This is a genomic window from Elusimicrobiales bacterium, from assembly GCA_041651175.1.
Taxonomy (GTDB): domain Bacteria; phylum Elusimicrobiota; class Elusimicrobia; order Elusimicrobiales; family Elusimicrobiaceae; genus JAQTYB01.
The window spans coordinates 40423-52613 of record JBAZJT010000011.1; the positions used below are offsets into that span (position 1 = coordinate 40423).

Sequence of the window (12191 nt, forward strand, 5' to 3'; positions counted from 1 at the left end):
AAAGCCCTATCTTGCGCCTGCCGCGCGCCGCCGCGCCAGTTCCGCTTCCGCCGGCTTGTAGCCCGCTGCGGCGGATTGTTCCAGCAAATTCAGGCATTCCTCCCGCGACGCGGAGGCGGCTTCGCCGTTGCACTTCATCATGCCGAGCTGATACCGCGCCTTCGGGCTTGAGGACGCGGCCCTGCCGTACCAGCGCGCGGCCTCGCCGGTATCGCGCAGTCCGCCCAGCCCCTTATAGAATATATCGCCCAGCATCTCCTGCGCCCACGGCTGGCCGGCTTGCGCCGCGCGGCGCGCCAGCAGCGCGGCCCGCGCGTAATTGCGCGCGGCAAACGCCGCCTCGGCCTCGCCGGCCTCGTCCGGACGGCGGCACGGGGCGGGCTGCCTGAGCCCGCAATCCGCTTTATTGCTGAAATATCCGTTCTTCACCCCTTCCGCAGGGGGGGCTGTCTCCCCGGCGCAGAACGATTTCCGCTTCACGGCGCCATGCTCCGCCGCAACACGCGGTTTTGCGCGGGCGGGCGCGGCGACCTTTTCCTCCGGGCGGGAATGCCGCGCAAAAACGCGCTCCGGCGCAACGGCGGCTGGCGGCGCGGCTGCCGCCGGTTTTGGAACGACCGCAACAGCGGGAACGGCGGGCCGGACCGCCGGGATATCGCGCTCCGGCTTTCTGTCTGTTTCCGGCGCGGGTTTACGCACGGGTTCAATCTTTACCGCCGCTGCCGGAGCAACCCGCACCGGCGGCAGTTCGGAGTATTTCAGGGCGACTATGGCCGCAGCCGGAACGCTTGCATACTTAAGCGCGGCAATGTCAGGCCGCGTTTCGCGGGGCTGTTTCACAACCGGCGCAACGCGCGGCGCGGCGGTTTCGGCATATCTCAGCGCGGTTATCTGACGCGCCGCTTCCGGCGCATGCGCGGTTTTGGCGGCAACCGCCGCAACCGCGGGTTTGCCGGAATATGAAAGCGAAACTATGCCGGCGCGCGGTTTCGGAATTGCAGCGTTTTTTGGCGCGGCATAGCGCACCGAAACAACGGAAGGCGGGGCAGCCTGCGCCGGCGCAGCCGCCGCAAGAAACCTAAGGGAGACAACAACCAGTTCCGGCGGCCTGACGCCGGAGGCGTATTCAAGCGCGGCGATTGCCGGCGCGCTATAGCGCAGGGCGGTTATACCGGCTTGCGGCGAATGCGGCGGCGGGCCGGCTGTGCGGGACGGTTTGTCCGCATACTTCAGTCCGGCTATGCGGACTTCCGGGCCGCAGACGTATCTAAGAGCGGCTATTGAAGGCGCCGCCGCCGCATATTTCAGCGCGGTTACCAAAGGCGCAGGCTGCTTCGCTGTTGCGGGCGCGGGTTTTTCCGGCACGGACGGTTCCATGTATTTGAGAGAGGCTATGACAACACCCGGCCCCTCCTGATATTTCAATCCGGCAATGCGGACAACCGGCCTGCTTCCACCGGCATACCTGACGGATACGACTGAAGACTCCGCCGCATATTTCAGCGCGGTTACTATCCGCCCCGGCGGCGCGGCGGAAACGTCCGGGCCGGGCTGCTTCCTGGAAGGAAGGGAGCAAAGCTCGCGCAGCGGCAGGGAAGGCGCAACGTCGGGGTTGCGCCTCGGCGGCGACTGCGCCAGGTAGGAGTTCAGCTTTCTTCTGGCGCGGGCAAGCTCGCGCGGGGTCATCTGCGCCTCAACCTGACGCAGCGCAATGCGGGCGGTGGGGAAATTTTCCGCGCTGGCCGCCAGCCATTTCCACGCCTCGGCGTAGTCGCGGCGCAGCGCCTCGCCGTTGTAGTATTCCACGCCCAGATTGTACTGCGCCATCGGGTTGCCGTTGGCGGCGGCCCTGCGGTTCCACCTGACGCATTCCGCCAGGTCGCGCGGCACCACGCCGCCCTCGCAATAAAGCAGCCCGAGGTTGACCTGCGCCGTCTCGTAACCCTGCTCCGCCGCCTTGCGGTACCAGCCAAGCGCCTGCCGGTAATCCGGCGCGCCCCCCGCGGCGGAGCCGTAAATCTCGCCCAGCAGATTCTGGGCGGAGGCGCAGCCGCTCTCCGCCAGAGGCAGGGCCAGCGACAGGGCCCTCTCCCTCTCGCCGGACAAAAAGGAGTCCCGCGCCGCGTTCACAAGGTCCGGCACGGCGGACGGGGCCTGTTCCTGCCGCGCGGCAAGCTCCGGCTGGGGCTGGGAAATCAGCCGCCAGGCCGACAGCACCAGCAGCGCGCCGCCGGCAACGGCGGAAGATATGACTATAACTCGCCTTCTCACCCCTCAAGTATATTAAATACGGCCCGCCATTTGACACGGCGCCTCCGGATTGTATAGACTGCGTTATTGGCATACGCCAATAACAATCATGCCCAGACCGCACAAATGCCGCAGAATCCGCTTTGCGCCGAAGGCTTTCTATTTCAAGCCCGCCGGCATACCCGCGCCGGAACTGGAACAGGTAACCCTCACCCTGGACGAGACTGAGGCGCTGCGGCTTGCCGACCATATGGGCCAGGAGCAGGAAAAAGCCGCCGCCGGCATGCGAGTGTCGCGGCAGACTTTTGGCAACATACTGCGCTCCGCCAGGGGCAAGGCAGCCGACTGCCTGGTTAACGGCAAAGCGCTCCGTATAGAAGGGGGGAAAGTCGTTCTGCTATGCGGATGCAAAGGGAACAGGCGCGCTGGCGGCTTATGCGGCCAAAGGCTCGGGCAACGCGCATGCGCCGGGCGGATTTCGGAGGGGCCGCGCACGCGGCCAAAACGGCATAGAAACAGGAGAACATAAAATGAAAATCTGCATTCCGACGGAAACCAGAGACGGCCTGAAAGCCAGGGTATACGGCCATTTCGGCAGCGCGCCGTATTTCACGCTCTGCGACAGCGAAACCCGCCGCTGCGAGATAATAGACAACGGCGACCGGCAGCACGTCCACGGCATGTGCGACCCGCTTAAGGCGGTGGGCAATGCGAAACCCGACGCCGTCATCGCCGGCGGCATAGGAATGGGAGCGATCCGCGGGCTTAACGCCGCCGGGATAAAAGTCTATATCAGCCGCGAGGACACCGTTGAAACCGCCGTGGAGGCCGTCAAGTCAGGCAAGCTCCGGGAAGCGGACGCCGCCTCGGCCTGCGGCCATCATGGCGGGCATGGATGCCAGCACTGATTCCCGCATAACCGCTGTCTCCGCCTGTTCGTCCACCGCCGGGCGCCGGGAATTTGCTATTTTATAGGCTGGCAAGGAGGTTCCATGGCGGCAAAACGGATAGGCATTCTGACCGGCGGGGGCGACTGCCCCGGCCTTAACGCCGTGGTGCGCGCGGCGGCAAAATCGGCGCATAAACGCGGCTGGCAGGTGGTCGGCTTCCTGGACGGCTACGCCGGGCTGGTTGAAGACCGGCACAGGGAAATCGGCGACGACGCAGTCTCCGGCATACTGGCGCGGGGGGGGACGATACTGGGCACCAGCAATATCGCCAACCCGTTCTCCTATTCGCTGCCGCCTTACGGCTCGCCTGAAAAACCGGCGGACATGTCGGACCGGGCGCTGGAGGTTTTCAAAAAGAACTCGCTGGACGCGCTTATCGCCATCGGCGGGGACGGCACGCTCTCAATCGCGCTGAAGCTGCTCAAAAAAGGAATTCCCGTGGCGGGGGTGCCCAAAACCATAGACAACGACCTTGCCGCAACCGACGTTACCTTCGGCTTTGATTCCGCTCTTGCCGTAGCCACCGACGCCGTGGACAAGCTGCACACCACCGCCGAATCCCATCACCGCGTGATGATTTTGGAAACCATGGGCCGCTACGCCGGCTGGATAGCGCTGCGCGCCGGCATAGCCGGCGGCGGCGACATCATACTGCTGCCGGAAATACCCTACTGCGCCGAGGAGCTTTGCGCGGCGGTGCATGCGCGCATGGCGCGCGGGAAGCATTTCAGCATAGTGGTGGCATCCGAGGGCGCGGCGGACGAGTCGGGAAAGCTTACGGTAGCCTCCACCGTCAAAGGCTCCACCGACCCGCTGCGGCTGGGCGGGATAGGCTATAAGATTGCCGACACTATTTCCGGGCAATGCGGCACCGAGGCCCGCGTGGTGGTGCTGGGACATTTGCAGCGGGGCGGCACCCCCACCGCTTATGACCGCTGGCTGGCCACCCGCTTCGGCGCGCATGCGGCGGAAATGATAGCCCTGGGCAAAACCGGGCGCATGGCGCGGCTGCGCGGCACCGGCGTGGACGATGTCTCCATAGAGGAAGCCGTGTCAAAGCTGCGCCGCGTGGACCCGTCCGGAGAGGAAGTCCGGGCCGCGCTGGATGTGGGCACGAGCTTTGCCAGCAGGACGGTGAAATAGACGCAATGCCGGCAAATACCGCGAAAACAGCCGTAGCGGAAGCGGAGATGCTCCGTTTTTTCAATAAAGACGGGCCCGTCGCCAAAGCCGTTGGCCGCTACGAGGAACGCCCCCAGCAGGCCGAAATGGCCTGCGCCGTGGCGCGCGCGCTGGAGGGTGGCGGGCATCTGGTGGTGGAGGCGGGAACCGGCGTTGGCAAATCGCTGGCGTATCTGGCTCCGGCGGCGATGTGGGCGCTGGCGCGCGGCAAGCGGGTGGCGGTAGCCACCTATTCAAAAGCGCTGCAGGAACAACTTGTAAAAAAAGACATCCCCGGCCTGGCCAAAGCCCTGGCGGCTGAAAACAAATTCGTTACAAGCGCGCTGCTGATGGGTTCTGAGAACTATCTCTGCCTGCGCCGGCTGGACATCGCGCTGCGCCGCCAGGCCGGTTTGTTTGACAGCCCCGCCCGCGCGGAAATACTAAACGGCCTGCGCGCCTGCGCCGCGACGGCCCGGACCGGGCTGCGCCAGGAGCTGCCGCTGCGCGTGCCGGAACAACTGTGGGAAAACGTCCGCCGGGAAAGCGAGCTTTGCGCCGGCAAGCTCTGCCCGAAAAAAGATTTCTGCCTCTGGCGCAGGGACGTCTCCCGCGCGCGCGCGGCGCAGATAACGGTAGTAAACCATCACCTTTTCTTCGCGGGGATGTACGGCATCCCGTGGGACGCCGCGATTCTGGACGAGGCGCACAACATTGAAGACGTGTCCGCGCAGTATCTGGGCGCGTCGGTGTCGGGAAGGGATATAACGAGGATTCTGGACGGGATTTTCAGCGCTTCCTCAAAACGCGGCAGCGCGGCGCGCTTTATCCTGGCCGGGACGGCGGAGGGCGACGCCGTCTCAAACGCGCTGGACGCCGCCGCCTCCGCCGCGGACGATTTTTTCAGCGCGGCGGCGCGCAACGCGGGAATAGAATTGCAGCCGCGCTCGGTGCGCGTTACAAAGCCGGATTTCGCGCCGGATACGATTACCCCCGCTCTGGCCGGGGCCGCAAACGCGCTGGCCAATATCATTTCCCGCGCCAAAGACATGGAAGAGGAGCTTGCGCTGAAATCCTCGCGCGACAAGCTGACGGAGGCGGTGTCCGCCCTCAAACGTTTCCTCAAATGCGACAGCCGGGATTTCGCCTACTGGGTGGAGGGGCGCAGCTTCAGGGGCAGGACGCATGTGTCTTTGCAGATAACGCCGCTGGACGTCTCCGGCGAGCTGGCAAAAACGCTTTTCGCATCGGGGCAGCCGGTGATTATGACCTCGGCCACGTTGGCGGTGGACGGCGGGTTTGACTATTTCAGGAAGCGCACCGGCCTGCCGCCCTGCGAGGACAAAATAATAAGCTCGCCGTTTGATTACCGGAAGCAGGCCGGGCTTTATATCGCCTCGGACATGCCGTGCCCGCGCAATGAAACGCAGGCCTACGAGGCCGCCGTCATAAAGGCGGCGGAGGAAATCATACGCTCCGTGGACGGCGGCGTATTCGTGCTGTTCACAAGCTGGAATTTCCTGCAGCGCGCGGCGGGGGAGATAGCGGCGAAACTGGGCAGCCGCCCGCTTTTCATACAGGGCGAGATGCAGCCATCGGTTCTGGTAAAGGAGTTCAAGACCGCCGGCAACGGCGTGCTGTTTGCCACCGACACATTCTGGCAGGGCGTGGACGTGCCGGGAAAGGCGCTGTCGTGCGTCATAATAACGCGGCTGCCGTTTCTGGCGCCGGATTCGCCGGTGGAGCAGGCCCGCGCCCAGTGGTATGCCGAGCGCGGTCAGGAGATTTTCGGCCAATATACGCTGCCGCGCGCGGTAATCAAATTCCATCAGGGGTTCGGGCGGCTTATACGGCGCAAAAGCGACAGGGGCGCCGTCGCCGTGCTGGACCCGCGCATTCTGGGAATGCGCTACGGCGCGAAATTCATCGGCGCGGTGCCGCAGTGCGCAAGGCTGGAGTCGGCGGCGGAACTGCGCGTTTTTTTCGCCGAAAGCCGCACGGAGGAAGAGTGATTAAAATCCTTGTTCTCGCGGCCGCGCTTGCGCCCGCCGGCGCGAACGCGCAGCAGCTTGACGGCGTTTCGGAATACGAGCTTGCCTTCGCCAAAAGGCACGGTTTCCACGAGGCGATACTGGCCGAGGGGCAGGCAAAAAAACTTTCAGGGGCGGAGCTGTCGCAGTTCTATTCCTCCCAGGCGCGCGCGAAAATAAGCGGATTTTTCGCCCCTTACGCCCGCGCGCTTATGGTGATAAGCTCCAACCCGCGCGCGGCTTTTGACAGGTACTCAAAACAAACGCCGTCCGAGGCGACGTTGCTGTTCAAATCCATAGCCGCGCAGCGCGCGCGCATGCGGGGCGAGGCGATGAACGGCTACAACACCCTCATACTCCGCTCCCCGAATTTCATGGACGGCATCGCATACCGCTGGCGTGGCTCGCTTTACGAGGATTCCGGAGAGCTGGAAAATGCAGCCGCAGACTACTCCCGCGAAATAGAAATCTCTTCCGGCAATCCGGCAGCGCTGCTGGCGCGCGGCGGAACGTATTTCGCGATGGGCTATTACCTGCTTGCGGCGCAGGACACGGCCCGCGCCCTCGCCAATTCCGGCGGCGAGGAGAACAGGCGCGCCGCGCGCGGCGAACTTTGCGAGGCGCTGGCGTTCCGCGGCTACCGCCTGCCCTGCGCCGACCTGAACGCGGAAGGCGCCTACGAGGCGCAAATCAGCACGCCGCCCGCGTCGGAGCTTGCGACGCGAGTCCGGCAAACCGCGGCGGGCGCGGAAACGGCAGTCGCGGAGAGCGAAAAAATTCTCACCGGGCCGGGAAGCGACATCGCGCGGCTTACGGCGGCCTCCGAGATGCTGGGCAGGCCGCTGGAAAAGGAATCCGACACGCGCTGCCATTTCCTGCGGGGAATAATAAAGCTGCGCCTGGCCCAGCTTCGCGCGGGAACCTTTGCCGCCGCGCTGCCGGACTTGAAAAAGGCGGCGGTGGCGGGCTCCGGCTGGGCATGGCACGCAATGTTCCGCGTATGGGACAAATACGGCGAGCCGCAGCTTGCCCTGGCCTGCGCCCAATCAGCCGTTGCCGGCGGCGAAGAAAACCCCTTCTTTTATAACGATATGGCCAGGGCGCGCGCTGCCCTCGGACAATACCGCGACGCGCGCGCGAGCCTCAGGAAGTTTTTCAAACTTAACAGGAACAGGGTTTACGGGGAGCATGTCTCCTCCGGGCCGGAGTGCAGGACACTGGCGCTTGAAGGCTATAAGACCCCGGGCTGCCGGGACAAGGCGTATTTTGCCGCCGGCGGGGAAGTCTCCGCCCCGGAATGGCAAATGCCGCCTTCGCGCGCGGTAACGGGCAGAAATTGAGAAAACCCTCCAAAAACGGTAGAATATACCTTCGGCACAGGAGAATGCATTATGATATATACCAACGATTTCAGGGAAGGGCTTATCTTTGAGAACGAGAACGGGCAGATTGTGGAAATTCTTGAATACCAGCATCACCGCAAATCCCAGGCGCGGGCGGTGGTGCGCGTGAAGCTGCGCAATCTGGACACCGGCTCGGTCATTGAAACCAGCTACAGGCCGGAAGACAAATTCAAGGACGTAACCGTGGAAAAACGCCCAAAAACCTACATGTACACGCAAAACGGCATGGCGGCGTTCATGGACACCGAAAACTACGACCAGACCGAGCTTCCCCTTGAGAAACTGGGCGGTATGGACAAATTTCTGGCCGAGAACATGGAAGTGGAAGGGCTCTACATCAACGACAAATTCTACAACATCATCCTGCCCGCGAAGGTGGAGCTGAAGGTGGCCTCCACCGTGCCGGGGGTAAAAGGCGACTCGGTTTCCAACATGACCAAGCCCGCCACTCTGGAAAACGGCATGGAAGTGAAGGTGCCGCTTTTTGTCAACGACGGCGACACCATCCGCGTGGACACCCGCACCAGCCAGTACATGGACCGCGTCTAACCGAAACGGCGGCCCGGAAAGTCGAGGCCCGCATTATGATTGAAGCCGTAATTTTCGACATAGACAACACGGTGATGGATTTCATGCGCATGAAGCGCGCGGCTGTGGACGCCGCCGCCGACGCGATGATAGACTCCGGCCTGAAAACCCCCAAAGCCGCGCTGGTGGATAAAATTTTCAGCGTCTACTGGCGCGAAGGAATTGAGGACCAGAATATTTTTGACAAGGTGCTGTCCGGGGAAATGGGCCAGGTTGACTATAAAATCCTTTCCGCCGGCATTGTAGGCTACCGCCGTGCAAAAGACGCCGCAACCACCTTATACCCGCATGTCGGCATCACAATGACGGAGCTTATAAAAATGGGCGTGCGGCTGGGCGTGGTTTCCGACGCGCCGCGGCTGCCGGTGTGGCTGCGCATAACCACGCTGGGGCTGCAGCACTATTTTGACCATGTGGTAACCTACGACGACACGGGCGAGCGAAAACCCTCCCCCAAGCCGTTCATGCGCGCGCTGGATTTTCTGAAAGTTGCGCCCGAAAAAAGCCTGATGATAGGCGACTGGGCCGAGCGCGACATCGCCGGCGCCAAAAAGCTGGGCATGAAAACCGTCTGGGCCAGATACGGCAACCAGTTTGACAATGTCCGCTCAGGCGCGGATTACGAAATTGACGATGTCTACGAGCTTGTTGACATAGTGCGCAAGCTGAACACGCCATGCAACTGCTGACGCTGCTGCTGGCCTGCGGCTGCGCCCGCGCGCTGGAAATAACCGCAGCGGACAGGGCGGGCGGATTTATACAGCTTTCCGGCGGTATAGAGATAACCGGCGTCCGGTTTTCCACGGACGCCTTCGGCGGGGCGGTTGCGCTTGCGCTGGACAATTCGCGGGACGGGCGGACATTCGCCAACATCAGAATTATGAATAAAAACCTGTACGGCAAATTGATGGCGGCAAACGCCGCCCAGCAGGCAGGAAAGACGGACATAGACGTCAAAGTCCTCTCCGCCAGAAAGCTGGCATCGCCGTCGCGGATAGCAAACGTAGACATCGCCTTTGACGGCGAGCTTGCGGCAACCTTCGGCCTGCTCAAAACGCGGGGCAAAAGCGGCACAGCCTATAAAATGCTCTCGCCCGCGAGTTTCAAATTCAAATCCGGCGCGCTGCGCAAGCGGGTGCGCGAACTGGTGATACAGGCGGGCATGAAAGCCGCCGGGGAAACCGCGCCGGGAAAGGCAGGCGTCAAATGAAATTAATAAACACAACGCGCGGCTGCGCGCTGGCGGAAAACGTGGAAACCGCCGGCACTTTTTTCAAAAGGCTTGTCGGCCTCATGGGCCGCAGGGCCCTGCCGGAGGGCAGCGCGCTTTACCTGTCGCCCTGCAATCAGATACACACCTTTTTCATGCGTTTTGCCATAGACGCGGCTTTTGTGGACGAGGGGGGGAAAATACTGCACATCGCCGAGAATCTCAAACCCTGGCGGATTTCCCCCTGGATAAACGAAGCGCGCGGCACTTACGAATTCCCGGCGGGCGCGCTGGCCGGCAAAGCCGATACGGGCGACATTTTGTCGGTGCAATAATACAAACAACCGCAGCATTCCCTCATAGTCTGTTCCCCGCGCTTGGCGGCGGGGGCGTGGCGGCATATGGCAATGGCATTGCGCCGCCCATATTCCCACCGCCAATCGCGGCACAACAGCGATTTATCGCCCGGACAAGACCAGGCCGCGGTATTCAAGCAGCGGCTGCGTCTCCGGAGGGCCGCCGTAGAACTTCCTGAAAAGCTCGTCTGGCTCCGCCGTGCGCCCGCGCGAAAGAATTCCGGCGCGGAACAAATCCCCGTTGGCGCGGCTTATGCCGCCATGCGAATAGAACCATTTGCCGGTGTCGCGCGCCAGCACCTCGCTCCAGATATAGGCATAATAGGCCGCCTGATACCCGCCGCTGAAAGCATGCGCGAAATACTGCGTGTGATAGCGCGGCGGCACGGGACCGTAATCCATGCCGGCTTTTTCAAGGGCGGCGCGCTCGAAATCCAAAACGCCGGAAGCCGGCGGAACCTGCGAGGCGGGTATCTGATGCCAGGCCTGGTCAACAATCGCCGCAGCCACGTATTCGGCGGTATCATAGCCCTGTCCGCAGGTCAGCGAAGACAGCAGCTTGTCCAGCAGGGCCTTCGGCATGGGCTGGCCGGTGCGGTAATCTTTTGCGAAATTTGCCAGCACACGGGTGTCGCGGGTCCAGGTTTCGTTGAATTGGGACGGATACTCCACGAAATCCGGCGGCACAACCGTGCCGGAAAGCAGCGGATATTTCACATTGGACAACAGCCCGTGCAGCGCATGGCCGAATTCGTGGAACATGGTTACCACTTCGTCAAAGGTCATAAGCGCCGGCTGGCCCGCTGGAGGCTTGGGGATATTGAGGTTATTTATAACCACCGGCTTCCGGTCCAGCAGGCCGGACTGGTCCACCAGATTTTCCATCCACGCGCCGCCCCTTTTGTTTTCGCGCTGGAAATCGTCGCGCAGGAAAAGGCCTATGGTTGAGCCGTCCGCATCAAAGACCTCAAAGACGCGCACCTCCGGGCGGTAAACCGGCAGGTCCGCGCGCTCCTTAAACGAAAGCCCGTAGAGTTCATGCGCGGCGAAAAACACGCCGTCCCGCAGCACGCGGTCCAACTCAAAGTAGGGCTTTATCTCTTCTTCGGTGAAATCGTAGCGGGCCTTGCGCGCCTGCTGGGCGTAAAACGCCCAGTCCCAGGGCTGAACGGCAAAAGGCTTTTCCCCTGCGTCTTTGGCCTGCCGGTCAATAAGACTTTGTATGTCCGCCGCCTCGCCTTTGGCCTTGGCAAGCGAGGCGCGGGCCAGCATTGCCAGCATTTCGTTGACGGCGCGCGGGGTTTTGGCGCTTTCATCCTCCAGCGAATAGCTGGCGTAATCGGGGTAGCCCAGCAGCGCGGCCTGCCGCGCGCGCAGCGCGGCTATCAGGGAAACCAGCGCCGTATTGTCGGTATCGCCGCCGTCCGCGCGGGAGACGGAGGCGCGGTAAATCCGCTCGCGCAGCGCGCGGTTTTTAAGCTGCTCCAGCGCGGGCTGCACGGTGGTGTTTTGCAGCGCGATAACCCATTTTCCGGCAAGGCCGCGCTCTTTGGCGGCCTCCGCCGCCGCGCCTTTCTGCTGTTCGGAGAAGCCGTCCAGCTCCGCGATATTGTCAACAACCACGGCATTGCTTTTGGCCGCTTTAAGCAAATTCTGGCCGAATTTGGTGCTAAACAAGGAGAGTTTTTTGTTTATCTCCTTCAGTTCCGCCTTGCCGGATTCGGGGAGTTTGGCGCCGGCGCGCACGAATTGCCTGTAATACCGCTCCAGCAACTGCGCCGATTCGGGGTCCAGTCCCAATTTGTCCCGCCGCGTATAAAGCTCGTCAATGCGCGCGAACAATGCCGGGTTGAGGCTGATAGCGTCCTGATGCGCGGCCAGCCGGGGCGACACCTCCTCCTCTATTTTCTGCATTTCATCGTCGGTATTGGAGGCGTTGAGGTTGAAAAACGCCTTTGACACCCGCGCAAGCAACGCGCCTGAACGCTCCAGCGCGAGTATGGTATTGTCAAACGCCGGAGCCTCGCCGCTGCGGGCAATGGCATCCGCCTCGGCAAGCTGTTCGGCCATGCCGCGCTCAAAAGCGGGCCTGAAATCGGAGTTCTTTATCCTGTCAAACGGCGGCAGATGATACGGCAGCGGGCTTGGCCGGAAGAACGGGTTCTCCGGCGGCGTCTGCGCATTAGCCGACAACGCGCAGGCCGCAAACAGCGACGTAAACAGGTATCTCATAATTTTGCCTC

The 12191-nt window shown here is 62.4% G+C and carries 11 protein-coding genes; 9 read left to right on the top strand and 2 right to left on the bottom strand.

From position 1 onward, the window contains the following. Positions 1 to 6: 6 nt before the first annotated feature. The gene (locus WC421_07425) at positions 7 to 2271 is read right to left on the bottom strand and encodes a hypothetical protein (GenBank protein ID MFA5162062.1); all 2265 of its coding nucleotides are present in this window, start codon (positions 2269 to 2271) and stop codon (positions 7 to 9) included. An 88-nt stretch (positions 2272 to 2359) separates the two neighbouring features. On the opposite strand from WC421_07425, the gene WC421_07430 reads away from it, so the two are divergent. From WC421_07430 to WC421_07470, 9 genes are all read left to right on the top strand, one after another. Next, entirely contained in the window at positions 2360 to 2779 is a 420-nt protein-coding gene (locus WC421_07430; protein MFA5162063.1) for a DUF134 domain-containing protein, read from the top strand. A 1-nt stretch (position 2780) separates the two neighbouring features. Beyond that, complete coding sequence (locus WC421_07435) at positions 2781 to 3158, top strand: NifB/NifX family molybdenum-iron cluster-binding protein (protein MFA5162064.1); 378 nt, start codon at positions 2781 to 2783, stop codon at positions 3156 to 3158. A gap of 84 nt (positions 3159 to 3242) precedes the next feature. After that, complete coding sequence (locus WC421_07440; GenBank protein ID MFA5162065.1) at positions 3243 to 4343, top strand: ATP-dependent 6-phosphofructokinase; 1101 nt, start codon at positions 3243 to 3245, stop codon at positions 4341 to 4343. A 5-nt stretch (positions 4344 to 4348) separates the two neighbouring features. Further along, a complete protein-coding gene (locus tag WC421_07445; protein ID MFA5162066.1) occupies positions 4349 to 6373 on the top strand; it encodes an ATP-dependent DNA helicase in 2025 nt (674 codons plus the stop codon). Then, positions 6370 to 7731, top strand: coding sequence for a hypothetical protein (locus tag WC421_07450; protein ID MFA5162067.1), 1362 nt, complete (start codon positions 6370 to 6372; stop codon positions 7729 to 7731). Before WC421_07445 ends, WC421_07450 begins: the two co-directional genes overlap by 4 nt. A 51-nt stretch (positions 7732 to 7782) precedes the next feature. Beyond that, the gene (efp, locus tag WC421_07455) at positions 7783 to 8343 is read left to right on the top strand and encodes an elongation factor P (protein MFA5162068.1); all 561 of its coding nucleotides are present in this window, start codon (positions 7783 to 7785) and stop codon (positions 8341 to 8343) included. 35 nt (positions 8344 to 8378) lie between these two features. Continuing rightward, positions 8379 to 9071: an HAD-IA family hydrolase gene (locus tag WC421_07460; protein ID MFA5162069.1), complete on the top strand. Its 693-nt coding sequence runs from the start codon at positions 8379 to 8381 to the stop codon at positions 9069 to 9071. Then, on the top strand, positions 9059 to 9592 hold the full coding sequence (locus WC421_07465) for a hypothetical protein (GenBank protein MFA5162070.1): 534 nt from the start codon (positions 9059 to 9061) through the stop codon (positions 9590 to 9592). The genes WC421_07460 and WC421_07465 overlap by 13 nt, the downstream gene beginning before the upstream one ends. Continuing rightward, on the top strand, positions 9589 to 9927 hold the full coding sequence (locus tag WC421_07470; GenBank protein ID MFA5162071.1) for a DUF192 domain-containing protein: 339 nt from the start codon (positions 9589 to 9591) through the stop codon (positions 9925 to 9927). Before WC421_07465 ends, WC421_07470 begins: the two co-directional genes overlap by 4 nt. Positions 9928 to 10050: 123 nt before the next feature. Here WC421_07470 and WC421_07475 read toward each other — a convergent pair whose 3' ends face one another. Continuing rightward, on the bottom strand, positions 10051 to 12180 hold the full coding sequence (locus tag WC421_07475; GenBank protein ID MFA5162072.1) for a M3 family metallopeptidase: 2130 nt from the start codon (positions 12178 to 12180) through the stop codon (positions 10051 to 10053). Positions 12181 to 12191: the final 11 nt, after the last annotated feature.